This window comes from Bengtsoniella intestinalis (assembly GCF_039719005.1).
GTDB lineage: Bacteria > Bacillota > Clostridia > Oscillospirales > Oscillospiraceae > Oscillibacter > Oscillibacter intestinalis.
In genome coordinates, this window is the sequence record NZ_CP133584.1 from 115,156 (window position 1) to 141,788 (window position 26,633).

Annotated in this window: 21 protein-coding genes; 12 read left to right on the forward strand and 9 right to left on the reverse strand. The window is 49.4% G+C overall.

Going from position 1 to position 26,633, the window contains the following annotated elements; all coding sequences use genetic code 11:
• Window positions 1-24 precede the first annotated feature (24 nt).
• From thiD to RFF05_RS00705, 7 genes are all read left to right on the forward strand, one after another.
• Window positions 25-828 (forward strand): bifunctional hydroxymethylpyrimidine kinase/phosphomethylpyrimidine kinase, encoded by an 804-nt coding sequence (thiD, locus tag RFF05_RS00675; RefSeq protein ID WP_409968532.1) that lies wholly within the window; start codon window positions 25-27, stop codon window positions 826-828.
• Window positions 825-1,439 (forward strand): energy-coupled thiamine transporter ThiT, encoded by a 615-nt coding sequence (locus tag RFF05_RS00680; protein WP_409968533.1) that lies wholly within the window; start codon window positions 825-827, stop codon window positions 1,437-1,439. The genes thiD and RFF05_RS00680 overlap by 4 nt, the downstream gene beginning before the upstream one ends.
• Complete coding sequence (tenA, locus tag RFF05_RS00685; protein ID WP_409968534.1) at window positions 1,436-2,095, forward strand: thiaminase II; 660 nt, start codon at window positions 1,436-1,438, stop codon at window positions 2,093-2,095. The genes RFF05_RS00680 and tenA overlap by 4 nt, the downstream gene beginning before the upstream one ends.
• Before the next feature lie 206 nt (window positions 2,096-2,301).
• Window positions 2,302-3,333, forward strand: coding sequence for a metal ABC transporter substrate-binding protein (locus RFF05_RS00690; RefSeq protein WP_409968535.1), 1,032 nt, complete (start codon window positions 2,302-2,304; stop codon window positions 3,331-3,333).
• A gap of 13 nt (window positions 3,334-3,346) precedes the next feature.
• Window positions 3,347-4,048, forward strand: coding sequence for a metal ABC transporter ATP-binding protein (locus tag RFF05_RS00695; RefSeq protein ID WP_409968536.1), 702 nt, complete (start codon window positions 3,347-3,349; stop codon window positions 4,046-4,048).
• A complete protein-coding gene (locus RFF05_RS00700) occupies window positions 4,041-4,880 on the forward strand; it encodes a metal ABC transporter permease (protein ID WP_409968537.1) in 840 nt (279 codons plus the stop codon). Before RFF05_RS00695 ends, RFF05_RS00700 begins: the two co-directional genes overlap by 8 nt.
• 11 nt (window positions 4,881-4,891) lie before the next feature.
• Window positions 4,892-5,461 (forward strand): hypothetical protein, encoded by a 570-nt coding sequence (locus RFF05_RS00705; protein ID WP_409968538.1) that lies wholly within the window; start codon window positions 4,892-4,894, stop codon window positions 5,459-5,461.
• A gap of 83 nt (window positions 5,462-5,544) precedes the next feature.
• Here the strand turns inward: RFF05_RS00705 and RFF05_RS00710 are convergent, their stop codons facing one another.
• The 4 genes from RFF05_RS00710 to RFF05_RS00725 all read right to left on the reverse strand — a co-directional run bounded on the left by RFF05_RS00710 (window position 5,545) and on the right by RFF05_RS00725 (window position 9,440).
• Window positions 5,545-6,783 (reverse strand): threonine synthase, encoded by a 1,239-nt coding sequence (locus tag RFF05_RS00710; RefSeq protein ID WP_409968539.1) that lies wholly within the window; start codon window positions 6,781-6,783, stop codon window positions 5,545-5,547.
• 154 nt (window positions 6,784-6,937) lie between these two features.
• Window positions 6,938-7,177, reverse strand: a complete 240-nt coding sequence (locus RFF05_RS00715; protein WP_409968540.1) for a hypothetical protein — start codon at window positions 7,175-7,177, stop codon at window positions 6,938-6,940.
• Between the two features lie 168 nt (window positions 7,178-7,345).
• Window positions 7,346-8,821 carry a pyridoxal-5-phosphate-dependent protein subunit beta gene (locus tag RFF05_RS00720; RefSeq protein ID WP_409968541.1) on the reverse strand — a complete coding sequence of 492 codons (1,476 nt, stop codon included), beginning with the start codon at window positions 8,819-8,821 and terminating at the stop codon, window positions 7,346-7,348.
• Entirely contained in the window at window positions 8,814-9,440 is a 627-nt protein-coding gene (locus RFF05_RS00725; RefSeq protein WP_409970059.1) for a transcriptional regulator, read from the reverse strand. The genes RFF05_RS00720 and RFF05_RS00725 overlap by 8 nt, the downstream gene beginning before the upstream one ends.
• A gap of 245 nt (window positions 9,441-9,685) precedes the next feature.
• Here RFF05_RS00725 and RFF05_RS00730 point away from each other — a divergent pair, with 245 nt between their 5' ends.
• The 4 genes from RFF05_RS00730 (at window position 9,686) to RFF05_RS00745 (ending at window position 15,112) form a co-directional block, all read left to right on the forward strand.
• Window positions 9,686-11,077 (forward strand): YgeY family selenium metabolism-linked hydrolase, encoded by a 1,392-nt coding sequence (locus RFF05_RS00730; protein WP_409968542.1) that lies wholly within the window; start codon window positions 9,686-9,688, stop codon window positions 11,075-11,077.
• Between the two features lie 141 nt (window positions 11,078-11,218).
• Window positions 11,219-12,409 carry a knotted carbamoyltransferase YgeW gene (ygeW, locus tag RFF05_RS00735; RefSeq protein ID WP_409968543.1) on the forward strand — a complete coding sequence of 397 codons (1,191 nt, stop codon included), beginning with the start codon at window positions 11,219-11,221 and terminating at the stop codon, window positions 12,407-12,409.
• A 216-nt stretch (window positions 12,410-12,625) separates the two neighbouring features.
• Window positions 12,626-13,561 (forward strand): carbamate kinase, encoded by a 936-nt coding sequence (gene arcC, locus RFF05_RS00740; protein WP_409968544.1) that lies wholly within the window; start codon window positions 12,626-12,628, stop codon window positions 13,559-13,561.
• 273 nt (window positions 13,562-13,834) lie between these two features.
• Window positions 13,835-15,112, forward strand: a complete 1,278-nt coding sequence (locus tag RFF05_RS00745; protein WP_409968545.1) for a BMP family ABC transporter substrate-binding protein — start codon at window positions 13,835-13,837, stop codon at window positions 15,110-15,112.
• Window positions 15,113-15,160: 48 nt separating this feature from the next.
• On the opposite strand, the gene RFF05_RS00750 is transcribed toward RFF05_RS00745, so the two are convergent.
• From RFF05_RS00750 to RFF05_RS00765, 4 genes are all read right to left on the reverse strand, one after another.
• A complete protein-coding gene (locus RFF05_RS00750) occupies window positions 15,161-16,321 on the reverse strand; it encodes a DUF362 domain-containing protein (protein WP_409968546.1) in 1,161 nt (386 codons plus the stop codon).
• 74 nt (window positions 16,322-16,395) lie between these two features.
• Window positions 16,396-17,055, reverse strand: coding sequence for a PAQR family membrane homeostasis protein TrhA (gene trhA, locus RFF05_RS00755; protein ID WP_409968547.1), 660 nt, complete (start codon window positions 17,053-17,055; stop codon window positions 16,396-16,398).
• Window positions 17,056-17,242: 187 nt separating this feature from the next.
• Window positions 17,243-17,893 carry a potassium channel family protein gene (locus RFF05_RS00760; RefSeq protein WP_409968548.1) on the reverse strand — a complete coding sequence of 217 codons (651 nt, stop codon included), beginning with the start codon at window positions 17,891-17,893 and terminating at the stop codon, window positions 17,243-17,245.
• 10 nt (window positions 17,894-17,903) lie between these two features.
• Window positions 17,904-19,244 carry a TrkH family potassium uptake protein gene (locus RFF05_RS00765; protein ID WP_409968549.1) on the reverse strand — a complete coding sequence of 447 codons (1,341 nt, stop codon included), beginning with the start codon at window positions 19,242-19,244 and terminating at the stop codon, window positions 17,904-17,906.
• Between the two features lie 150 nt (window positions 19,245-19,394).
• Here RFF05_RS00765 and RFF05_RS00770 point away from each other — a divergent pair, with 150 nt between their 5' ends.
• The gene (locus tag RFF05_RS00770) at window positions 19,395-19,802 is read left to right on the forward strand and encodes an arsenate reductase ArsC (RefSeq protein WP_409968550.1); all 408 of its coding nucleotides are present in this window, start codon (window positions 19,395-19,397) and stop codon (window positions 19,800-19,802) included.
• A 53-nt stretch (window positions 19,803-19,855) separates the two neighbouring features.
• On the opposite strand, the gene RFF05_RS00775 is transcribed toward RFF05_RS00770, so the two are convergent.
• Window positions 19,856-24,232 (reverse strand): InlB B-repeat-containing protein, encoded by a 4,377-nt coding sequence (locus RFF05_RS00775; RefSeq protein ID WP_409968551.1) that lies wholly within the window; start codon window positions 24,230-24,232, stop codon window positions 19,856-19,858.
• Window positions 24,233-26,633: the final 2,401 nt, after the last annotated feature.

Sequence of the window (26,633 nt, forward strand, 5' to 3'; positions counted from 1 at the left end):
AAATGATCCAAAGGAGACGAATCAATGAAAACAGCATTATCAATCGCTGGCAGTGATTGCAGCGGAGGCGCCGGGATTCAGGCCGATCTGAAAACGATGACCATGAATGGGGTGTATGGAATGACGGCAATTACCGCCCTCACAGCCCAAAACACCACCGGTGTCACAGGGATACAAGAGGTTCCACCAGACTTTTTGACCCAACAGTTAGACATGATTTTTGAAGACATTCGGCCTGATGCCGTTAAAATCGGCATGGTGGCAAGCGCTTCTTTGATTGAAGCCATTGCCAGTAGTTTGAAAGGCTATCAAGCCAAAAATATTGTCCTTGACCCTGTTATGGGGGCAACATCAGGGGCAAGCTTGCTCCAAAGTGAAGCGGTGAGCGCCCTTTGCGAGAAGCTTTTACCCATGGCCACCGTGGTGACACCCAATGTGTTAGAAGGGGAAATTCTCTCAGGTATGACCATCCGCACAGCCCAAGACATGGTCAGTGCCGCCACCTACATCAGTCAAACCTATGGGTGTGCCGTGCTGTTAAAAGGGGGGCATAGCATTAACGATGCCAATGATTTGCTCTGCCAAGACGGCGTGCTCACATGGTTTTATGGGCAGCGGATTGCAAACCCCAATACCCACGGCACTGGCTGTACCCTTTCCAGTGCCATTGCTGCCAATTTGGCGAAGGGATATGGCTTGGAAACAGCGGTGCATAAAGCCAAAGCCTATATTTCTGGGGCATTGGAAGCCATGTTGGATTTGGGGCAGGGCAGTGGCCCACTTTGCCATAATTTTGCGTTAGTGGAAACGCAGGAGGTAGCACAATGAGCGTAGCATCTGCATTGACATTGATTTTTTGTTTGTTTTATTTTGCTATCAGTATTTTTATAGTGCGTGGCCTTCGGCTCACGGCGAAAGATATCTGCGTGGCAGGGCTGATTATTGCCATTACCATTGTGTTGACCTTGATTCTGATTCCCTTGCCCACGGGTGCTAGCTGGTCCCTTTGCGCACCAGTGCCATTGATGTTGATGGCGTTGGTTTGGGATAAGCGATTGGCAATCGTGGCAGGCTGGGTGTGCGGTGTGCTGGTGATTTTCGTGTCTGCCCCTTGGCAACCAGTCCACTGGGCACAAATTTTTGTGGAACATTTGATTTGCTTTTCCTGCTTGGGGTATGCAGGTCTGTTTGGCTACAAAACCAAAGGCCGTTTGATACTGGGCTTGTTGTTGGCCACTGTGTTAAAAACGGTGGCACATATCCTCAGCGGTGCTCTCTTTTTCGGGCAATACGCTTGGGAGGGCTGGGGTGCTTGGGGCTATAGCTTGGTCTACAATCTGACCCAAAATATACCCTTAATGCTACTGTGTTGTGGGATTGTCCTAGCCCTGCCTTTAAAAACCATTACGAGAGCCATAGGCAAGGAGGTGGCAGTATGACCACTGTGGAACATTTGCTTGGAAAAAGCCGTCACATTTGGCAGCAATATTATGTCCATCCATTTGTGCTGGGCATTCAAGAGGGTACATTGGAGCAAGAAAAATTTCGCCAGTATATGATTCAAGATTACCTCTATCTGGTGGACTATACCAAAACTTTTGCCATTGGGGTGGCGAAGGCCAATAGCATCCCAACTATGCAGTTGTTTGCTGGGTCTATCCATACCTTGACACATACGGAAATGGACATTCACCGTGGTTATATGGGGACACTGGCCATCACCCAAGAGGAGATTGACACCACCAAGCCAGCCTTGCCCAATCTGTCTTACACATCGTATATGTTGCGCCAAGCCTATGAAGGGAGCGTGGTGGAAGTGCTGGCGTCCATTCTCTCTTGCGCCTACAGTTATGAAGTGATTGCCAAAACCATGGTGCAAAATCGCCCAGAGTGCGTGGATGATGCGCTGTATGGGAGTTGGATTCGAGGCTATGCCAGCGATGACTATGCCGAGAAAAATCAAGTGCTGATAGAAATGCTCAACGACTGGACAAAAGAGTATACCGAGGCGCAACAACAGCGCCTAGAAGATATTTTTCTTGCTTGTTCAGAGTACGAATTGGCCTTTTGGGACATGGCTTGGATGATGAAATAAGCCAGATAAGAGACTGTCTCTACTGTGAAGGGTCACGGTAGAGACAGCCTCTTTTGTCGAAAATGAAAACGGTTCTCAAATTATCCTTGACAATTTGTGGTGTTCTTGCTACAATGATTTGCAAATGATGGGAAAATTCAAGGGGAGAATTAAATCGATTAAATCCCTTGTTATCCATCACATTTGCAACATAATAGGGGGATACTATGAAACAAATATTTGCTATGCTCACAGCTTTTTGTGTGCTGTTTACCGCAGGCTGTTCCAGTGCAGAAACAGAGGTTGCCAGTGAAGAAACATCGTACCATGTGGTGACCACTAACTTTGCCTTGTACGACTGGACGAAGACACTACTAGGTGATACAGATGGTGTGGCGTTGACGTATTTGTTAGACACTGGCACAGACAGTCATAGCTATCAACCCACTGCTGACGATATTGTCACCATTGCCGATTGCGATTTGTTTATCTATGTGGGCGGTGAGTCAGACGCGTGGGTAGAGGGTGTGTTGGCGCAAAGTGTGAATGACGATATGCTGGTGCTGAACTTGATGGAAGCGTTGGGGGATAGGGTGTTGGCAGAGGAATTGGTGGAAGGCATGGAATCAGACCACGACCACGACCATGAAGAAACTGAGGCTGACCACGACCATGAAGATGAAGAAACTGAGGCTGACCACGACCATGAAGATGAAGAAACTGAGGCTGATGAGCACATCTGGCTGTCTTTACGCAATGCCCAAGTTTTGACTGGCGCTATCGCAGAGCAGCTTACCATGATGAATCCTGACAACAGTGGAGTATATGCCACCAATTTAGAAGGCTATGGGGCTGCGTTGGCAGATTTGGATGCCCAATATAGTGCTGTTGTGGAAGAGGCCACAAGCAATGTGATTGTGGTGGCTGACCGTTTTCCATTTTTGTATCTGGTGACAGACTATGGCATCGAGTACTATGCCGCCTTTAGTGGTTGCTCCGCGGAAACAGAAGCAAGCTTTGAAACCATTGTCTTTTTAGCGGAGCAGGTGGACGCACTGGGGGTGGAGACCATCCTCACCATTGAAAATCCACAGCATGAAATCGCCCAAACCGTTTCTGCCACCACACAAATGGCAAATCAAACCATTTTGGCAATGGATTCTATGCAATCCACCACCGCCCAAGATGTGGAAAATGGCGACACCTATCTAGATATCATGGTAGAGAATCTCGCTGTGTTGGCAACGGCACTGGGTTAAAAAGGAGAATAGCATGGCACAAATCAGCTGCAATGGGCTCTCCCTTGGCTATGAGGGTACACTGGTGATAGAAGGGTTAGACCTACAAATTTCGCAAGGGGACTATCTGTGCATTTTAGGGGAAAATGGCGCTGGCAAAAGCACACTGATGAAGGCTATGCTGGGGCTACATCCCCGTACCAGTGGCACAGTCACCTTGGGAGATGGGGTCAGGGCAAAGGATATTGGCTATTTGACCCAACAAAGTGATATTCAGCGGGATTTTCCTGCTTCTGTTGCAGAAATTGTCCGTTCGGGTTGCCAAAGTCGCTTGGGTTGGCGTCCGTTTTACAACCGTCAAGAATTGGCGCAGGTTGCCACCGCCATGGAGCGCATGGGCATCGCCCATCTGGCGAAGCGGTGTTACCGACAACTTTCTGGGGGGCAGCAACAACGTGTGCTGTTGGCGCGGGCGTTGTGTGCCACCCAAAAAGTCTTGTTTTTAGACGAACCTGTCACTGGGTTAGATCCAGAGGTAAGCCGTGAATTTTATCAATTGCTATCCACCTTGCATCGCCAAGAAGGGGTCACCATTGTGATGATATCCCACGATGTAGAGGGGGCGTTGAATGGGGCCACTCATGTGCTCTCTATAGGACAGCCTAGCTTTTATGGCACCAAAGCGGACTATTTAAAGACGCTTGCAGCAGACAAAGGCGGTGAGACAGATGGTTGAATTGTTTGCAAAACTGGTGGACTATCTCCAGTACCCTTTTGTGCGCTATGCCATCATCGTGGGCACGCTGATTGCTCTGTGTGCCGCCTTGTTGGGGGTTACATTGGTGCTCAAACGATATTCTTACATCGGCGATGGCCTTGCCCATGTGGCTTTTGGATCTATGGCTGTTGCATCGGTGCTTCGCTTCACCAATGATATGCCTTTTGTGCTGGGTGTGACCATCGTGTGTGCTGTGGCGTTGCTACACATGGGGCGCAACAGCCATGTCAAAGGGGATGCCGTCATTGGAATGTTGTCGGTTAGTGCTATGGCGGTGGGGTATTTGCTGTTAAATGTGTTTGGTAGCTCTGGCAATTTGGCAGGAGATGTGTGCACCACCTTGTTTGGCTCGGTGTCTATTTTGACCCTATCGCAGTGGGATGTGACGCTTTGTATTGTGCTGTCACTGGTGGTGATTGGGCTGTATTTGTTTTTTTACCATAAGTTTTTTGCCATCACTTTTGACGAATCCTTTGCCAAAGCTGTGGGCACCAACACCAGCGGTTATAACTTGCTGTTGGCGGTGATGATTGGGGTCATCATTGTGCTGTCTATCAATTTGGTGGGTTCGTTGCTGATTACGGCGTTGGTGGTGTTTCCAGCCACAGCAGCCATGAAATTGTTTCATAGTTTCCGTGCCGTCACCATTTGTGCCGCTGTGTTGTCTGTGGTGTGTGCTTTGGTGGGCATGGTGGTTTCCATTTTGTTTGGCACCCCAGTTGGCTCCACCATTGTGGTGATGGATTTGCTGGCCTTTGGGCTATCCACGTTGGTGGCACGGTTAAAATAAGGAGATTGAAGATGCACGTAAAATTGATGGTCGGCTGTGTTCTGGCGCTGATGCTCAGTGGCTGTGGGGCAGAAGAATCTACATCCACCTTGATGGATAGCGCCACACAGGTTCCCACCGTGGAGGATGTGCTCACCACGGGAACCCAAGAATCAACCGCAGAAATCACCCCAGAAGTGGCGGTAGAAACGGCGGATGAGGGGTTTGGTAGTTATGGGTCTGTGGAAATTGACTTGACGGCTATGAATAGCACCTTGGTCTATTCCCAAGTATACGCCATGATGCTCTACCCAGAGGATTATGCAGGGCGGACAGTAAAAATGCACGGGATGTTCGCATATTATTACGTGGAAAGCGTAGACACTTATTATTATGGTATCATTGTGGAAGATGCCACTGCTTGCTGTGCCCAAGGCATTGAGTTTGTTTTGGCAGACCAAGAGGCATATACCTGCCCAGATGACTATCCCCAAATGGGGGAGTATGCCACGGTGGTTGGGGTGTTCAACAGTTTTACGCCAGAGGAAACGCCAGAGTATCAATATTTCCACTTAGAGCAAGCGGAGTTTATCACAGAATAAGCATCCATAAAAGGGACTGTAAGTCGTGGTTATGCCACGATTTACAGTCCCTTTGGTATTGACAGATGTTGTTTTAGAAGTGATTAGTCTACTACAATGTTGTGTTCAGCAAAAGCGGATAGGAGTTGTTCCATATCGGAGGGAATGGAGATGGGCTCGCCGCAAGCGGCGATGGCGTTGGCCACGTCTTTGAGACCGTTGCCAGTCACCACGCTGACCACAGTATCATTTTCACCAAGAATACCAGCGTCGCACAGTTTTTTCACACCTGCCGCACCAGTCACACCAGCAGGTTCGCCGAACACGCCACAGGTTTGACCCAACAGTTTTTGAGCCGCCATGATTTCAGCGTCCGTTACATTGACCACAATGCCGTTGGATTCGCGGATGGCCATCAGTGCCTTTTCTGCATTGCGAGGCACACCCACGGCAATGGAGTCGGCAATGGTGTTTTCCTCCATGGGATACCAGTCTTCACCGCTTTCAATGGCACGGTTCAAGGGGCAACAGCCTTCTGCTTGGGCAGAGATGAGACGGGGCAGTTTGTCGATGAAGCCAATGGCGTACAGGTCTTTCAGACCCTTCCACAGCCCTGCAATGGTGCAACCGTCACCCACGGAAATAGCAATGTAATCGGGCACTTCCCAGCCCAGTTGTTCCATGATTTCCAAACCCACAGTCTTCTTGCCTTCAGACAGGTATGGGTTGATGGCGGCATTGCGGTTGTACCAACCCCATTTGTCAATGGCGGCCTTGGACAGCTCAAAGGTGTCCTCGTAGCTACCTTGGACGGAGATGACGGTGGCGCCGAAGGTCATCAATTGGGCAACTTTGCCTTTAGGCGCACGAGAGGGGACGAAGATGTAGGTTTTCAAGCCAGCGGCAGCGGCATTGCCAGCCAAAGAAGAGGCGGCGTTCCCAGTGGAGGAGCAGGCAATGACCTTGGCACCGGCTTCGGTGGCCTTGGCCACGGCCATGGCGCTGGCACGGTCTTTCAAAGAGGCGGTGGGGTTTTGCCCGTCGTCTTTCACCCACAGTTTGCCAAGCCCCAGTTGCGCGCCTAAACGGTCTGCTTCATACAAGGGGCTCCAACCCACACGCAGTGGGGGAGGGGTGGTGGTATCTTCCACGGGGAGCAGTTCTTTGTAGCGCCACATGGTGCGAGGGCGGTGGTGCAGGTCTTTTTTGGTAAAGTCAGCCTTGATGGCTTCGTAATCGTAGATAATATCTAAAATACCATCGCAGTCGCAGGTGGTAAGGTTGGCAGTGGCCTCATGGGTTTTACCGCACTTGATGCACTGACCATATTTGACGTATTTCATGACGGGTTCTCCTTTTGTTGTAGTAGGGGGGAGCGGACAGGGGAATTAAAAATACGCAACGTTTTTGTAGGGGAGGCTATTAGCCTCCCGTCCAAAGTGTTGCAAAATTGATAGCGTTTGAGATGACTGAAACACGGGAGGACGCTGGAAATATTCACCAATCCAACTCGCCGCCACAGTGGTGACAGTGGGGGAGTTTGCCTTGGCGCACGTCCAATTGCTGTTTGCAATGGGGGCAACGGTAGAAAAAGGGCAGTTGCTTGATGCCTAGAAAGATGATGCCGATGCCCACCAATAATAGCCACCATATTTCTAAAAACCAATTGAGGATAATGACCCCAAAGCCCAATATAAATGCCATCTTAAACAGGGTGTAACTGCGTTGATAGGTCATGACATCCTCCTAAAAAATGAAGGCGGAGCAGATAAAAGTAATAAATAATAAGTAAGAGTGAAAAAGTAAGAATGCGGTGGGCGCTCTATACTTTTTCACTCTTCACTTTTACTTATTCCTTGTCATGCAGCGTAGCGGAATGACTGTGCTCCGCCCTACGAGCGTTTCTTACAGGTTTTTCAGCACACCAGTGGCTTCGTTGAATTCGTTAATCAAGTCGTCCAAAGCGGTGGCTTGTGCGTGGACAGCATCCCAAGTGCCCTTGGTGTCATACCACAGAGCGTTCAGGTCTTCCACTTCACGGGCTTGTTGTTCCACCCAAGTGTAATACTTCAGGTTGTGAACACGCTTGCGTTCTGCATAGGTCAATTCTAACAGGTTGTCGGTCTTCAGGTTCAGCATATGCAGGTTGTGATCCAGAATGGCTTCGGTGGGGTTATATGCACCGTGGTTATTGTCCAATTCGTCGATACGGCTTTGATACATGACAGCGGAGTCGGTCAAAACGGTCATGACCACATCTTCTTCAGTCATTTCGTAATACTTGGCCATTTTGATACAGCACAGCACGTTGGCGATACCAGAGATACCCAACCAGCCCAGTTTTTCAACGGTTTCTGGGTCCATCTTCAAGGTGTTCAGCAGATAGTTCTTGCCGTCTTCCGTGTTGAACAGACGGAGCAAACGTTGGGAATCTTCATCGTCGATGGCGATGGCCATGTCGGTGTTTTTCACGTTGTGAATCCAGGGGATGTGCTTGTCGCCGATGCCTTCAATGCGGTGACCGCCAAAGCCGTTGTCCAAAATGGTGGGGCATTGGAGTGCTTCGCCTACGCCCAACTTCATGGTGGGGTAGAAGTCCTTCAAGTAGTCGCCAGCGCTCATGGTGCCAGCGGAGCCAGAGGTGAAGCAAGCGCCAGAGAGGCGGCTGGAGGGGGTTTTGATGGCTTCGTATAGGTCTGCCAAAGCGGCGCCAGTCACGTTATAGTGCCACAGAGGATTGCCCATTTCTTCGAATTGGTTGAAAATCATCACGTTTTCACGTTGTTTCAGTTCCCAAGTCTTATCGAAGATTTCCTTCACGTTGGATTCACAGCCAGGGGTGGCAATGATTTCGCCAGCGATGGTTTGCAGCCATTCAAAGCGTTCGCGGCTCATTTCGGCAGGCAGGATGGCGATGGATTCGCAGCCCAACAACTTGGAGTTGAATGCGCCACCACGGCAATAGTTACCAGTGGAGGGCCACACAGCGTGGTGATAAGTAGCGTCGAATTGGCCAGTGACCAGACGAGGTGCGAGGCAGCCGAAAGAAGCGCCCACTTTGTGACAGCCAGTGGGGAACCACTTGCCTGCCATGGCCACGATGCGAGCCTTGACGCCAGTGAGTTCAGAGGGGAGCTCAATATAGTTGGGGACTTCTTGGAAGCCGCCGCCAAATTCCTTGGCTTCGTTTTTCCAAGTGATACGGAACAGGTTGGCAGGGTTCACATCCCACAGGCCAGTGGTCTTCAGCTTTTCTTGGATGGCAGCAGGTGCGGTTTCGGGGTGACGCATTTGTGCGATGGTGGGGATGATGATGCCTTCTTCTTTTGCTTTTTTAATGTTGTTGGCTAAGCCAGCTTTGTTGATGTCCAGATTAATCATGTGATTTTGCCTCCTGTTTATTATCAATATATGAATATAAGGTGTACTTGGAAATACTAAAATATTTTGCAATTTTATCCCCAGCCTTGGTCACGAGGAATGCGCCGTTTTGGTTGAGGAATTGAATGGCACGCACTTTATCGTCCTTGGTCATCAGCGCCACAGGCTTGCCCACCAAAGCGGTGGATTGTTCAATTAAATCGTCCAGCAAGTCTTTCACGTTGACAATTTTTTCAGGTTCGCTAGGAGCTTGTTCTTGGGTGGAGATAAAGGGCTTGATGGCGTCTTCCACCATGAGGAGTTTGGAGATGTCTAAGTTGATGGCCAAAATAGCGCCGACCTTCCCACGGTGGTTTCGGATATACATAGTGGAAGATTTCAGGATTTTGCCATCTGGCGTGCGAGTGAGATACGAATAATGGTCTTGGGGTTGGGAATCGAGATGTTCCATTTGCTCTAACACCACGCTAGAGGCACCATCGCCAACAGAGCGACCAGATACATGGCCATTTTCGATGGCAACGATGGAGCTATCAATGTCTTTGCTTAAATCGTGCACCACCACTTCACAGTCGTTTCCGAACTGGGTGGCGATACCGACTGCCACCTGTCGAAGCAGGTCTAACTTTCCGCTTTCCGTGTGATATCCCTCCTCTTTTTTAGGTCAAATCCAATAAAGGTCTTCCTTTATGCTTCTATCATACCATAAATTTTGCATAAATCAATGGGTTTTCAAAAATTTTTTTAGGTTTTCTTATTTTTTGTTTGACATCTCCAAATCTTGTGTTATGATAAGGATAGAAACACCAAAGGATTTAACAAAATAATTCCAACATATTACAAATTTTATTAGGAGGATCTACCATGAACTTTAATGCTATCAAATCTGCTGCAAAAGCTTACGAACCAGAAATGACCCGTTTTCTCCGGGATATGATTGCCATTCCCAGCGAAAGCTGTGAGGAAGAAGGTGTTGTACGCTGTATCGCTTCCGAGATGGAAAAGCTGGGCTATGATAAAGTGGAAATCGACGGTTTGGGCAATGTGATTGGTTGGATGGGCGACGGCGAGAAAATTATCGCCATTGACTCCCACATCGATACTGTTGGCATCGGCAACATTGATAACTGGGAAGCTGACCCTTATAAGGGTTACGAAACCGAAGACATTATCTACGGTCGTGGTGGCTCTGACCAAGAAGGCGGCATGGCCTCCGCTGTCTATGGCGGTAAAATCATGAAGGACATGGGCTTGATTCCTGCAGGTTATAAAATTATGGTGGTTGGCACCGTGCAAGAAGAAGATTGCGACGGCATGTGCTGGCAATACATTTGCAATAAGTATTTTGCCAGCGTGGAAGAAGCCCAAAAGAAGGTGGAATTTGTCATCTCCACCGAACCCACCGACGGCGGTATCTATCGTGGTCACCGTGGCCGCATGGAAATCCGTGTGGATGTGAAGGGTGTGTCCTGCCATGGTTCTGCACCTGAACGTGGCGACAACGCCATTTACAAAATGGCTGACATTCTCCAAGAAGTCCGTGCATTGAACGAAAATGATTGTGAAGAAGGCACTGAAATTAAGGGTCTTGTGAAAATGCTTGACCCCAAATTCAACCCTGAAAGCTACGAAGACGCTCGCTTCTTGGGTCGCGGCACTTGCACCACCTCTCAAATTTTCTTTACATCTCCCAGCCGTTGCGCTGTGTCTGACTCCTGCGCCATCTCCATCGACCGCCGCATGACTGCTGGTGAAACTTGGACGTCCTGCTTGGATGAAATCCGCAATCTGCCTGCTTGCAAAAAGTATGGCGACGACGTTGTGGTTTCTATGTATATGTATGACCGTCCCTCTTGGACTGGCGAAGTGTATGAAACTGAATGCTATTTCCCCACTTGGATTAACAAAGAATCCGCCGCCCATGTCCAAGCATTGGTAGACGCACACCACGCTCTGTGGGGTGAAATCCGTTTGGGTTGCGACGCTTCCATGTCTAAGCGTGAAGGCCGTCCCTTGACTGATAAGTGGACCTTCTCCACCAATGGCGTGTCCATCCAAGGCCGTTATGGCATCCCTTGCGTCGGCTTCGGCCCTGGTGCAGAATCCCAAGCACACGCACCCAACGAAGTGACTTACAAGCAAGATTTGACCATCTGTGCCGCTATGTACGCCGCCGTACCTGGCCTGTACAAAGAAGAAAACAAGTCTGACGTGGCTCAATTCCGTGCAACCCTGACCGATAACGATATTAAATAATGTAAAACCCATTTGGGGCGGGCAGGGATGGAACCCTGCCCCTACCTGAATTTTGCATCCCCATTGTAGGGGACGGGTTCCATCCCGTCCCGTTTCACCGATTACAAAAAACAATACATATATAATAAGGAGAACAATCTTATGTCTAAGGCTTATGAATTATCTCAAAAACTGGAAAAACTGCACATTAACAATATGTACAACAGCGATTTCTATTGGACTTGGGACAAGACCGACGAAGAACTAGACGCTGTCTTCACCGTGGCTGACGCTCTGCGTGACCTGCGTGAACGCAACAAGTCTACCCGTGTGTTCGATTCTGGTCTGGGTATCTCCATCTTCCGTGACAACTCCACCCGCACCCGTTTCTCCTTCGCTTCCGCTTGTAACCTGCTGGGTTTGGAAGTCCAAGACTTGGACGAAAAGACCTCTCAAATCGCCCATGGTGAAACTGTCCGTGAAACTGCCAACATGGTCAGCTTTATGGCTGACGTTATCGGCATCCGTGATGATATGTTCATCGGCGAAGGCCACAAGTATCAAAAAACCTTCATGGACGCTGTCACCGAAGGCAATCGTGACGGCATTCTGGAACAAAAACCCACCCACGTCAACCTGCAATGCGACGTTGACCATCCCACCCAAGCCATGGCTGATATGCTCCATATCATCCACGAATTTGGTGGCGTAGAAAACTTGAAGGGCAAGAAAATTGCCATGACTTGGGCCTATTCTCCCTCTTATGGCAAGCCTTTGTCTGTGCCCCAAGGTGTTATCGGTTTGATGACCCGTTTCGGTATGGACGTGGTTCTGGCCCATCCTGAAGGCTATGAAGTGATGCCTGAAGTGGAAGAGATCGCTCGTAAAAACGCAGAAGCCACTGGCGGTTCCTTCTCCAAGTGCAACGACATGGCAGAAGCCTTCGCTGACGCTGATATCGTGTATCCCAAGTCTTGGGCTCCCTTTGCCGCCATGGAAAAGCGCACCAAGCTGTACCAAGAAGGCGACCAAGCTGGCATCAAGGAACTGGAAAAAGAACTGCTGGCTCAAAATGCACAACACAAAGACTGGGCTTGCACCGAAGAAATGATGAAAAAGACCAAAGACGGCGAAGCCCTGTATCTCCACTGCCTGCCTGCTGACATCACTGGTCTGTCTTGCGAAGAAGGCGAAGTAGACGAAGCTGTGTTCAACAAGTATTTGGTGCCCCTGTATAAAGAAGCTTCCTTCAAGCCTTATATCATTGCTGCTATGATTATGCTGGCTAAGGTAAAAGACCCCGTTGCCGCACTGCAAGCCATGGACGGCGCTGACAAGCGCAAGCTGTTCTAAGAAATCAAATCAGAGTATGGGCAGGGATGCTGTCATTTGGTTAAAAACTAAATGACAGGTAAAAAGTAATAGTGAAAAAGTGTAAACAATATCGATACTTCTTCACTATTCATTCTTACTTATTACTTGTCAGTATGGGCAGGGATAATTGGTTTATTCCTGCCCATACTATATCTATAACTGAAGTAGAACGTTAGAAAAAGTGAGGTATATACTATGTCAAAACGCATTGTCATTGCCTTGGGCGGCAACGCTCTGGGCAACAATTTGCCTGAACAAATGGCGGCTGTGAAGCATACGGCGAAAGCCATTGTTGACTTGATTGAACAAGGCCACCAAGTGGTGGTGGTTCATGGCAATGGGCCCCAAGTGGGCATGATTAACATCGCTATGACTACCTTGTCCCGTGAAGATAGTACCCATCCCATGGCACCTATGTCCGTTTGTACAGCCATGAGCCAAGGCTATATCGGTTATGACTTGCAAAACTCTTTGGGTGAAGAATTGATTCGTCGTGGTATCAATAAACCTGTGGCCACGATTTTGACCCAAGTAGAAGTGGACGGGGCAGACCCTGCCTTTAACAATCCCAGTAAGCCCATCGGTACCTTTATGACCCAAGCAGAAGCGGAAGAAATGCGTCGCCGTGGCAATGCGGTCATGGAAGATGCTGGCCGTGGCTGGCGTCGTTGTGTGGCGTCCCCCAAGCCTAAGGCCATTGTGGAACTGGACACCATCAATGCTTTGATGGATGCAGGGCAATTGGTCATCGCCTGTGGCGGCGGTGGTATCCCTGTCATTCGCCAAGCTGACGGTCACTTGAAGGGTGCTGGCGCTGTGATTGATAAGGATTTTGCCGCTGAACTGCTGGCAGAATCTTTGGACGCAGATGCGCTGATTATCTTGACTGCTGTTGAAAAGGTGGCCATTTACTTTGGCAAGCCAGAGCAACAATGGCTCAGCGATTTGACCCCAGAAGATGCTCGTAAGTATGAGGCACAAGGTCAATTTGCCCCTGGTTCTATGCTTCCCAAGGTGCAAGCTGCTGTGAAGTTTGCAGAGTCTAAGGCAGGGCGTACGTCCTTGATTACCTTGCTTGAAAAAGCAAAAGACGGCATTGCTGGCAAAACTGGCACCTCTATTTATCAATAAATTTTGCAAAAAGAGGCCATCGTTGTGATGGCCTCTTTTTGCACCTCAAAATAGGTAATACCATCTGGCTTGTGGTGTAATAACCAATGGGTTGAATTGATTTTTGTTTAAATTTAACAAAAAATCAAGGTATTACTTTTAAATTTCTCCAATTTTATGTTAAAAATTTGTTAAAAACCCATTGTAATTCTGTGAAATAACAGGTATGATTATACTATCCAATGGAAACCAAATAACAGCATATAACTAAAAAAATTAGGAGGATTTCTAAAGATGAAAAAACTATTCGCATTGTTATTGAGCGCAACCATGGCTCTGAGCCTGGTGGCCTGCAGTAGCTCCACCACCACTGAATCCACTACCACTACCACCACCACCACCACCGAAGCTGCTACCACCGAAGCAGTGGAAGCCACTGGCATTGCCGCTAGCGACATTAAAATTGGCGCAATTCTGGTTCACGACGAAAACTCTGGTTATGACCTTGCTCACATTGAAGGCATCGAAGCTGCTTGTGCTAACTTGGGTATCGACCTGAGCCAAGTGACCTTCAAGTACAACATTCCTGAAGATGAAACCTGCTACGATACTGCCGCTGACTTGGCAGATGCAGGTTGCGACATCATTTTCTCCGACTCTTATGGTCACCAAACCTATATGCAACAAGCTGCATCTGAATTCGCTGATGTGACCTTCGTTGCTTGCACTGGTGATACCGCTGCTACTTCTGGCCTGTCTAACCTGCACAACATCTTCCCATACACCTACGAATCTCGTTACGTGTCTGGTATCGTGGCTGGCATGAAGTTGGCTGAACTGATGGACGCTGGCACTGTGACCGATCCTAAGATTGGTTATGTTGGTGCTTATCCCTATGCTGAAGTGGTTTCTGGTTACACCGCTTTCTTGCTGGGCATCCAATCCATCGTTCCCGAAGCTTACATGGAAGTTCAATTCACCAACAGCTGGTTTGATCTGGTTGCTGAAGGCGAATGTGCCAACGCTTTGATTGCAACTGGTTGCGTCATCATTGGCCAACACGCTGACTCCACTGGCGCTCCTTCTGCTGTGCAAGCTGCATACGATGCAGGCACCGTGGTTTACAGCGTTGGTTACAACATCGACATGACCGCTGTGGCTCCCGATGCTGCCCTGACCTCTGCACAAAACGTGTGGGCTGTGCTGTATCAAGCTACCTTGGAAACCTTGATGTCTGGCGAAGCAGTTCCTGCTGACTATGCTTGCGGTATCGCTGATGGCGCAACTGCTATCTCTGCTCTGGGCGCTTCTTGCGCAGATGGCAGCCAAGAAGCTGCTGATGCTGCTTTTGCTGCAATCGCTGATGGCAGCCTGCAAGTGTTCGACACCACCACCTTCACCGTGGGCGGCGAAGAAGTCACTTCTGCAATGGCTCTAGACACCGATGGTGACTGGGTCAACGATTCTGCAGAAGCTATCTATGATGGCGCATTCCACGAATCTGTCCATCGTTCTGCTCCTTACTTTGCTCTGGGCATCGACGGCATCACACTGTTGACTTCCGAAGCATAATTGCTAACTTTAAAAAACCCGTTGCAACATAAGTTGCAACGGGTTTTTTTATAGCTTAAACAGAGAAAAACTTTTTATATCGATGGCTTTTACGGGGCATACTTCGTGGCAACAAAAGCATCGTATGCACTGTTTGTGGTGGACGTTTGCCTTGCCTTTGACAATGGAAATGGTATCTTGAGGGCAAATTTCCTTACATTTGCCACAGCCAATGCAAAGGGAAGGGATCACCAAAGGTTGGGGGGCAATTGCAGATTCTATCTTGCGAATCAAAGGGGTGAACACCTTGGGGATATGGTCGGCAAAGTCCATACAGCTCTCGCTGTTGCCTTGGTAACTACGGGGGAGTTGCCAGTCAACCATCACAGGTAAATCGCCTACCACCGTGGATAAATCGATGGCAGAATCCCCAAGACCCCGTTGGTAGGCGGCTTGCAAGTAGGGCACACGCATAGGTGCAAGCCCCATCATGTGGGCAATGGCCAGGTCTAAATTGACCATATCCTCACTGGCCATTAACACACCTGCACAGCGAGGAGTGCCTCCAGCAGGGCCGTCACCTTCCATGCCGATGATACCGTCTAAGATGGCCATCTGGGGTGGACAGACTTCTAGGAGGTCCATGAGCATATGACCAAAGCGTTCCTTATCGGGGAAACGCATATGCCATTGGGATTTTTTTAGCCCGGGCACAAGGCCAAACATATTCTTGCAAGCAGCAGTCATACCTGTCATCACATGGGTTTTATATTTTGGTAGATTGATGATAAAGTCAGCTTCCAGCGCTGGGTTGATGATGTCAAACTCTTTGGCGACTCTGCCATTTATTGTTTGTATAACTGTGGATTGGCAATCTGTGTAAAGGGAAATGCCTTCACTGGTTTCTAGGGATGCAAAGCCACAAGTTTTATAAAAAGACTTGATTTGACTGGGATGATAGACCCCACCAGAGGAGTCGGCTAGGAGGATATTCGCTGGCTTGGCTCCCCGCCGCACACAGGCATGAATCACGGCTTGCACAACGATGGGATGGGTGGTGACAGCGTGTTCTGGAGGGTGCTTGGCAAGGATATTGGGTTTTAAAAGAATGCGTGTTTGGGACGAAATCATCTGCGGCGCCTCTAGTTGGGAGAACAATGTTTCCACGGCTTGCTCAACCAATTGGGCATTGTAGTGGGTAACGGTTTGGACGAATACGGTTTTAGACAAAATAAAACCCTCCTGCTTGCTACATTTCAGGTATAAGTATACCACACAACGCAGACAAGCAAAAGGGTTTTTTGTTATAGTACGTAGAAATACACCGCCAAATAGTGGAATAAAGAGCCACCCAAAATCAATAGATGGAATAGTTCGTGGAAGCTCCAAGTGGTGGAAATGTTGGGTTTTTTGATGGCATAACACACAGCGCCAATGGAGTAACTAGCGCCACCCAAGGCAATGAGTGATAGGCATGGTTGACCGATGGTGGCAAAATCTTCAGCCACAAATAAAATAGCCCAGCCCATAATCAGATAAAAAGCGGTGGAGAGAATGCGTGGGGCATTCATCCACAATAACTTGACAGCCACCCCTGTCAATGCCACGCACCAGAGGATCATGCAAAAGCGAGTGCCTGTGGGTTGGGGCAGGAGAATGAGGCAAAAAGGGGTGTAGCTACCAGCGATGAGTACATAAATCATACTATGGTCTAGCTTGCGTAAAAATCGCTTAGCACCTTTGGAGGCGTAAGAACCAGGGTAGAAATGGTAGATGGCGCTGGCGCTGTACAAAGCTATCATGGATAAGGTGAAGCAGACAGCGGCAGATAAGGACAGGGCAGATACATTGCCATAAGACCCGCGGATTAAATAAATCACACAGCCTAAAAACGCACCAACTGCGCCCCAAGCATGGGTTTGACAGCTGATGGGGTCTTGGGCTTTTAAAAATAGTTGTTTCATAAGCAAGCTCCCTTCTCTGGGTGAATAACATCGTGTAATATAGTTTCTGATACTATATTACACGATGTTATTATAATTTGCAAGTAGTTTTTGAAATTTTATTGAAACTATGCAAAAAACCATTGGAAAATCAGTGATTTTCCAATGGTTTTGCCATATAAAACCGTAATGAGAAGGGCGCTGAGGCTTAATCATCCTTGGCCAGAGCCAAACTGGTGGCTTTGTCACCAGCGATGATGAGGTGGGTATCATCTTGAAAGACGTAGTTAGGGTCTAGCAAGGGGACAATTTCACCGTGGAATTTAATACCCAAGATGTTGATATTATACTTGGAGCGAATGTCCAATTCTTTCACGGCGTGACCCACCCATGGCACTGGGGTGGTGATTTCAAAGACAGCATATTGGGGGGAGAGTTCGAAATAATCAAAGACTTTGGTGGATGAGAAACTGGTGGCAATGCGCTTTGCGGTGTCCATTTCTGCGTTGACCACATAATCAGCGCCGATTTTCAATAAAAAGCGGATTTGCTTTTCGCGGTCTGCACGGGACACCACATATTTTGCCCCTAATTCTTGCAAAATAGCGGTGGTTTCCAGCGAGCATTGGAAGTCATCACTGACACAGACAAAGCAGGCGTTAAAATTATCCACGCCCAAAGAGCGGAGCACCTGCTCGTCTTGACAGTCGCCAATACAGGTGGCAGTGGCAATGCCAGAGAGCTGAGAAACGCGGTCTTCGTCACGGTCTAGCACCATCACTTCGTTGCCCAAGGCAACCAATTCACGGGTCAAATGGTAGCCGAAACGCCCCAGACCCAATACCAAAAAGGATTTCATAGTGTACTCCTTATCCGATTAAAATTTGTTCTTTGAGATAGCGGATTTTTGGTTGTGGCTTGTCGTTGGTCATAGCCATGGCCACAGATACACTGCCCACACGGCCGATGAACATCATGGCCATCACCGCCAATTTAGAAGCTAAGGGTAGGGATGGGGTGATGCCCAAAGTGAGCCCCACGGTGCCCATAGCAGAAATGGCTTCAAACAGGGAATCCACCAAACTATAGCCGTTTAAAGTTAGCACCATGGTGCCTAAAATACAGCACAGAGAATAGAGCATGGCGGTGGAGTAGGCCTTGTTTAAAGAGTCTAAATCCAGCCGACGGTGGAAGATGGTGATATCACGTTTGCGCCGCAGCTGTGCCACAGTGGACAGCAGTAAAATGGCAATGGTGTTGACCTTCAAGCCACCGCCAGTAGAGGCGGAGTCTGCACCGATGAACATAAGCACCAGTGTCAATAGCATACCAGCTGGACTGAGGGTGTTTAAATCCACGGTGTTAAAGCCAGCAGTACGAGGGCTCACCGATTGGAAGGCGGCCATGAGCCATTGGGTGCCTAAGCCATAGCCAGCAAAGGCTTGATTGTATTCCAGAAGATAGAAAGCCACTGTGCCACCCAGTAATAAAATACCTGTGGCAGAGAGGACGATTTTAGAGTGTAGGCGCAGATTTTTCCAAGCAAACCGATTGCTCAGCAAATCATTCCAAACCAAGAATCCCAAACCACCAGCGATAATCAGCGCCATAATCACCAGATTCAAATATACTTGGTCGTACACGGTGGTGAGGGAGGAGCCAGCAGAGACAATGCCCATCAAATCAAAGCCAGCGTTGCAGTAGGCCGACACGGCGTGGAACAGGCTGTGCCATAGGCCTTGCCACAGCCCAAACTGTGGAACAAACCAGAAGGCCAGCAGTACAGTGCCAACGCCTTCGATGACGCCTGTGCAAATCAGCGCCATACGGGTTAAATGAACCACGCCAGCCAACGATAACGAGCCCACCGCATCCATCAATATGGAGCGCTGGTGGAGGCCGATGCGTTTGCCCAATAAAAAGGCCACTAAAATGGACACGGTCATAAAGCCCAAACCGCCGATTTGGATGAGGCAGAGCATCACCGCTTGCCCAAACCAAGTGAAGGTGGTGAAGGTGTCATACAGTGCCAACCCAGTGACGCAGGTGGCAGAGGTGGCGGTGAACAGTGCGTCTAAAAAGGGGAGGGGGATAGAAGATTTGGTGGCAAAGGGCAGGGATAATAAAAGGCCACCAACGAGTATAATCACGGCAAAACCTAGGGTTAAGGTTTGCATAGCATTGAAACGGGGGCGATGCAGTTTTTCCATGGAAAACTCTCCTTTGAACAAGGGGCTTGAAGGTATTCTCGTGCTTAGAAGTATATCAGATTTTGCGTTGAGTGTCAAACAGTACCTTGACAAGAGGGCGGAAACAATTTATACTGAAAATAAGATTTTTTTCTAAAAAGGAGTTGAAATATGGAACAAAAAAAGCCGAAGGTTGCCTTTATTTGCAACCATAATTCTTGTCGCAGTCAAATGGCGGAGGCCATGGGGAAGTTATTGGCAAGCGATGTGTTTGAAAGCTACAGCGCTGGCACCATCATCAAAAACCAGATTAACCAAGACGCTGTCCGTGTGATGAAAAACCTTTATGACATTGACATGGAAGCCACCCAATTCAACAAAAAGCTAGAAGATATTCCCCAGCCTGATGTGTCGATTTTCATGGGCTGTAACGTTAGCTGTCCGTTTTTGGTGTGCGATTACAGCGAAAACTGGGGGTTAGACGACCCTAGCGGTCGTGACGATGCCTTCTTTGGTTACACCGTTGGCGTGATTCATGAAAAAATGCTTCAACTGAAAGAAAAGCTGAGCCAAGAATAAGACATAAAACAAGAGCAGATGCGTTCGCATCTGCTCTTGTTTGTTGCTAGAGGTTAGGTGAGAGACAACCAAGTTTCGCCGTCGTCGGTCTTGGTGTAATCGTGACCGTTGGTGGCTTCTAGGATGTTGTAGAATGCCCAGTGACTGTCGGGGACATCACTAAAGGTAATCAAATCATCCATGTACTCATCTGCAAAGTCTTCATCACAGGAGCGATCCAACACACGGTTGACCAAGGTGACTGCCTCGGCACGGGTGATGTTTTGGTCGGGACGGAAGGTGCCGTCTTCATAGCCTGTGATCCAACCCTTGGCACTGGCAGAGTTGATATAACTGCTGGCCCAGTGGCTGTCGTCTACATCGGAGAAGGGGTTTTCGCCAGCATCCACGAGTTCGTCGAAACGGCTGGCAATGGCGGCAAATTCTGCTCTTGTGATGGGGCTATCGCCACGGAAGGTACCGTCGTCATAGCCGTTGACAATGCCGAATTGTTCCATAAAGCCTACAGTTTCAGCGTACCACAAATCTGAGGTAACGTCGGAGAAGGAAGCGGTGTAAGTAACGTCGGGATCCATTTGCTCGGTAAGTAGACGGGAGAACATAACCACGGTTTCAGCACGGGTAATGTTGGCGCTGGGGCTGAAGGTACCGTCTGTGTAGCCTTGCATATACGCGAAATGGTTTTCCGTATCCAACGTTGTGGTGGTTGTAGAGGTTGTGGAGGTGGTGGTGGTTGTTGTGGGACGATAGAAAGAGGAAGAGGCTGTTTTGCTGATGACCATGAATGGGCTGAGGGAGTTGATGCCAGTCAAGGTCAAGGTGCCAGCGGTTTTGTCCACGATCATGTTGCCTTCCGCTTCGCTGAATAGTTCCACATCGCCTTCATGGGAGCCGTCGTGCTTCATGTGGAGCACTTGGTAGGTTTTGCTGGAGGAGTAGTCGTCCAAGGTGATAACCACGGAAATGGTGGTGGTCAAATCCACGGGTGCCATGATGACAACACCGTTGACTGTTGCGTGGAGATGGAATTCGCTGTCCACTTCGTAGCCACTGGGCATTTGGGAGAGAAGAATGTCTTCTTCATCTTGGGTGACCACATCTTCGATGAGGATGATGCCCAGATTTTCAGTGGTGGAGGCGGCGATGAGGGCGGTACGTTCTTCGGCGGTTAGGTCGAAGTCGTCACCATCATAGTCATCGATGGAGTTAATCAATAGGGTGCTAGAGGCCACGTCACCATAATCCACAGCTAGGTTTTGGGTGATGGTGTAGGAGTAGGTGTTGGTTGCGCTGAGGAGATAATCGCCAGCGTCGCCAATGTACAGCTTTGCGTAAGTCTCTAAGATGGAGGTTTCTTCGATGGCGTAGATCAAATCATCGTTGTAATCGCCATCTTCGATGAGGTTGTGGTCATCTGCAACACCTGTGTCGTTTTCTTCGTAGATGCTGTAATGGATGACGGCATCTTCGGTGTTGCAAGTCAGCTTGAACACTTCGCCGCCCACATAGCTACTGCCGTCGGCTAGGTTAGAGGTGGGAGCGACAGGTCTTGCCTCCAATGTGAGAGTTTGTGCATCGCTGGGGAAGGTGTAAGAGGTGTTGGCCACGGTGTCTTTCGTGATGGAAAGGGTTTTGCCGAACCAATCTTCTTGGATGGGGATGGAACCATCGGCTTCTGCGGTTACATTATACTCGGTGGAGCCAATGGTGATGGTGTAATGGGCACCGCTGATTAAACCTGTGAGCAGTTCGGTGGCATAGGTTACGACTGCTTCTGGGGTTTGTTCTGTCCACCAAGCGTAGAGGTATTTTGTGGTGGTGCTGTCGGTGACCATGATGGTTGAGAAGAGGGTAGAGCCACTGGTGACGGTTGTTTGGGTGGTGCCAGCGCTGTCAAACCAACCAGTGAAGTCATAACTTGTTTTGCTGGGGGTGTCTACAGTGATTGCGTCAGACCAGTTGCCTTCCACCTTTGTGGTGGCGCCGTCTACGATGAAGTCAATGGTGTAGGTGACGGCTGTCCATTGTGCGTAGAGGGTGATGGCCGTGGTGTCGTTGGTGCCAGCAACAGCGGCGTAGAGGGTTTCACCATCTGCTACCTTGGTGCCGCCAGTTGCAGCGGTGTACCAACCAGCAAACTCATAACCAGTTTTGGTGGGTTCGGTGGAGGGGTAGTCAATGGCTGCGTCCCAAGCGGTTTCGGAGCCTGTGATGCTGGTGTTACCAGTTGCGCCGTTTGTGTCGTAACTGGGAGTGAAGGTTTTGGCGCTCCATACGGCGTAGAGGGCGATGGAGTAATCTTCGTCGTCGTCTGCCAAGTCGGAGTAAGGGGTGTCATCAGTGCCGATTTCGATGACATCATCGGCGTCTTCAGTGGCATCGGTGTCGTCTTCAGTGCTCCAACCTTCAAAGTCATAGCCTGTTCTGAAGAAGGCGGTGTCGTCAGCCACTAGGTAGTCGCTCCATTCGATGGTTTGGGTGCTGGGCTTAGTGCCTTCGGCTTCGCCGTCACTGTTGAGGGTGTAGGTGACGGTGTAGGTGTTGGCTGTCCAGCCAGCGTATACGGTGCCAGAGCCCTTGCCGTATTCATCTAGGCTATCATCAAAGTCAGTGTCGAAGGTGTCGCTATAGTAGGTGCCGTCTGCGATTTCGTCATCGCCAGTTGAGGTTTCGTACCAGCCAGTGAATTCGTAGCCTTCACGAGTGGGGGAGGGAAGTTCGACTTCTTCTGTCCAGTTGTATACGCCATCATCGATTAAGTCATTATCGTCAGTGGGTGTGTAGTTCAAATTATATTCGATGGTGTACTCGTTTTCTACGTATTTGCCGTAGATGGAGTAGGTTTCGTTTTGCACTATGGAATCGAATACATTGGTGGGGGTGATATCCTCTTTGTCAGCTTTATCTTCGACTGTCTGCGTATAGCCACTGTTAGTATACCAATCGATGAAGGTATAGCCATCAAAGTCTTCGTGGATGTTGTTGACCACAACAGAGAGAGGGTCAATGGAACCGACGGTCAAGGGTGCGCCGACGGTGAAATCAGTAACTGTGGTGGTAAAGTCACCATCACTATCAAATGGAATGTAGTAGTTCACATTGACCAACGTGACAGCGTAGTGAGCTTGCAAGGAGATAGCGGTGACGCTGGTGTCGGTCATCAGTGTGCCAAAGACATCACCGAAGGTGAGGGTATTGCTGGTTGTGACAGTGTCGGGTAGGCTTGTGCCGTCGTACTTCCACGATGCGAAATAGTAATCGTCGTCGGTGTCAGGGGTGATGGTGGGGAGTTTGGCGCTCAATACATCAGTCCATTTGACAGTTACAGAAGTGGGAGTAGTAGTGGTAGCTGTGGCATTGATTGAGGTGTTGTGTTCTGTGTCTGAGTAAATGGTCTCATCGTAGGTGATGGTGATGGTATACTCGTTCTCCGTCCATTGTGCGTAGAGGGTTTGGTTGTCGGCGGTGGTGGAGTTGATGGAGGAGTAGAGGTCGCCGTTCTCGATTACATTGCCATCTTCATCTTGCCATTCTTTGAAGGTATAGCCAGCAAGGACGGGGACGTCATCATCTCCAGCAACGGGGATATCCAGTGCTTCTGTCCAGTCGTAGCTGTGGGTGTGGGAGGTGCGGTTTTCATATTTACCGTCGTTGTAGTCTAGGGTCAGGGTGTAGGATTGTTCCTCCCAGTGAGCGGTTAGGGTGATTGCTTGAGGTGTTACATCGCCGATGTCTTGCTTGAAGTAGTCGCCTGCTTCTACGAGAACATCTGGGTCAGCATCTTCATAATACCAACCAATGAATTCGTAACCAGTTTTGGTTGGAGTATCCAATGTTGGGAAGGTTTCAGTCCACTTCACGGTGATGTCGGCGAGGCCGCTAGCGCCATCGGTGGGAGTTGTTGCGGTGCCGTCAGCAAGGGCGAAGGACACGGTGTACGCCTTCTCGCTCCATATAGCATAGAGGGTGGTTTCGGTGACGGCGGCGTCGGCGAAGTCTTTGGCGTTGTAAGCTTCGGATGTGTCGTCGGAAGTGTCCACTTTCGTGCCGCTTTCTTTTGCGGTGTACCAGCCGTCGAAGCTGTAGCCTGTCAGGGTGGGGTTTGTTTCGGGTAGGGCGAAGGTGTCGTCCCAGTTGTAGGGTGCATCTTCGTAGGTACCGCTACCACCATTCACGTCATAAGACACGGTGTAGACGATGGGGGTATAGAGACCAGTGAGGGTGACGCTACCGCTGACTGCGCTTGGCAAGGTGTTGTAAATGGTTTCATCGTTGACTTCGCCGTAGTCTGTACCGTTGATGTAGTAATACCAACCATCAAAGGTATAGCCAGTGCGTGGGGCGCCGTCTGGTAGGTCGATGGTGCCATTCCAAGAGGTGGTGTCAGGGTCTGGAACGGAATCACTACCTGTGAAGGTGTCTTTGTACACAAAGTTGACGGTGTAGTCGGCATTTTCCTCGAACTTGGCATACAAGGTGGTGTCTGCATAGATTGCAGATTCTGTGTACTTGGTGCTGTGCCACTGAAATAGAGGAGTTGGCCTGAGCCAGTGCTGTAATAACAGGTCATACCAGAGAAGGTGACGTATTCATAGTCATCTGCCGTATGGTCGTCTAGCTGGAAATTAATCTCCAAATCGATGGTGCTATACTGTGGCTGAGAGGTAATCTTCACCACGATGGCGTTGTTGCCAGAGGTATAGCCACTAGCGCCAGTTTCGAACAAAACAGGAAGGTCGGTTACATCAGTTAAGTTGCTCAACTCTGTTTCGGTAAGCGTTACAAAGTTTACGCTGTAATTTGGGGCTGCGTCGCCACTTTTTATAGTGTAATTCATGGAGCTAGAGGTATACTTCACAGCGAAGTCTGCCACAGTTTGCAGTGCGTTTGTAGATGCGACTGTGGGCAGTGGCATGAGGACGTAGTTTCTGTTGTCGTTGTATCCGTCGCCGTTGCCGCCGTCAAAGTCATTGGAAACGGTGTCAGCGATGGAGATGTACAAGGTGCCTGTGTCGTTGGGGCCAAAGACCAAAGTGCCATCGCTGGCGGTATCGGCATCGGTGCTAGAGACATGGGCTTCCACGGTGACAGCTGGGTCTTGGTCAATGTAGAGGTAAATGTCGTCAGCGCCGTAAACCACGGTGTCAGTCACGCCAGTTGCAAGTTGGGAATAAGAGGATTGGGCAGCGGCTGTGCCGTCCACGGTGCCATAGTTTCTGGTGGTTGCAAAGAATTCGTCGGTTTCGGTGCAATCGGTGCCCAGAATCAACACGTCACTCCAAGGAATGGCGATGCCAGCGGCATCAAGGTCAGGGGTCACAGTCATGGTGACGGTGAAGGTGGAGTGGGTGTCCCAGTTGCCAGTGTCTCGGCGTGTCCAATAGAGGTTGACGTCGTCGTCAGAGAGTTTGAACTGATAGACATTGGCGGCGGTGTCAACGCCCAGATGTGATACATCGAAGTAATTAGATTCAATGGTGCTGGCTACGGAGGTGAGGCTACTAAGCTGGCTGTTCACCGTATCCAAACCAGAGACGGTTTCGCCAGTGTCTATATAGGAGAGGAGTTCTGTTGAGTTTTTGTAGTGTTCCAGCTTGAAATCGCCTATAGAAATATCGTTTAAGGTGATGGTTTCTGGGAGCACCACGGTGAACACGATGTCATGCCAAGAGCTGTCGTAGGTTTTGCCGTTTTGACCGCCAAAGAGCATGAATTGAACCTCTGTTGCCACGCCGGGGCGCAGGACGGTGGTGTCGTAGGTATCGCCACCAGCGGTGAGGGGGACGTTGCTGGTGTTCAACACACGCATATTGGCATAGGTGGTGTCAGCGGTGTAGAACTTGGTGTCCACGGTGGTGGAGGTGACAGTGCCATTATATCGGGTTTGTTCTGTAGAAATGGTGAGCACGTGGCTGTCGGTAGTGGTGCTTTGGTCGTTGTTTTGACCGCCGTCGGGTTCAATCAATTCGTCAGAATCAGCCAGATAGCCACGGAGCTGGAAGGTGGAGGAGGCAAGTTCACTACTTGTCCAGTTGTCCAGCGTGACGCTGAAGCTTCCGAAGGCATAGCCATCTGGTGCCACGATGCGACCATAGGTGGGGGAAGTGGGGGTGGTGCCGTCAGGCTGGGTGGTTGTCCATTGACTGATGCCGTCGTACACGGTATCAGTTTTATTGGCTAAATCCAGAGCGCCATCGTCGTCAATGGGAATTAAGGTGTAGGTCAACTCTGTGACGTTTGGTGTCACGCCGCCGTAGACAAGGTAGGGGAAGAAGATTTCCTTCACCACGTCGCCGTTGTCGGTGTCGATTTCAGCAGAGGCGGTGATGTAATCTCTGGGGAGGGCCCCAGATTTATTCACCACATCGATATAGCCTAAGGTTTGATAGCCTTTGAGGCCAGAACTGCTATTGCTGCTATCAAAACCGCTTGATACAAAGCCAGCTTCTGTGGTGTTGTACATATAAGCGGTGCTGGCGGTGGAGGTGGAGACGGTTAAGTCGAACAATTCTGGGGAAGCCCAGAGGAAGCCACAGGAATAATCGTTGGTGCCAGCGGTGCTAGAAAGCAAATCCATTTGGGCTTCATAGCTGCCATTGTTATCGGCATCATGATAAACAGAGAAGGTGTACAGGCTTTTATAGGTGTCGGAGACGATTTCGGGGGATTTGGGATAGCCTAACACTTTGTATCCATAGGCGGTGCCTGAGGTTGCGTACATGTCGGTGTCGCCAGTGAATTCGGCCACGACACTGATGATGCTCTCACCCTCTGGGGCTTTGATGATGAACATGGGAGAGTAGCTACCGTTGCTGTTCCAATAGTATTGGA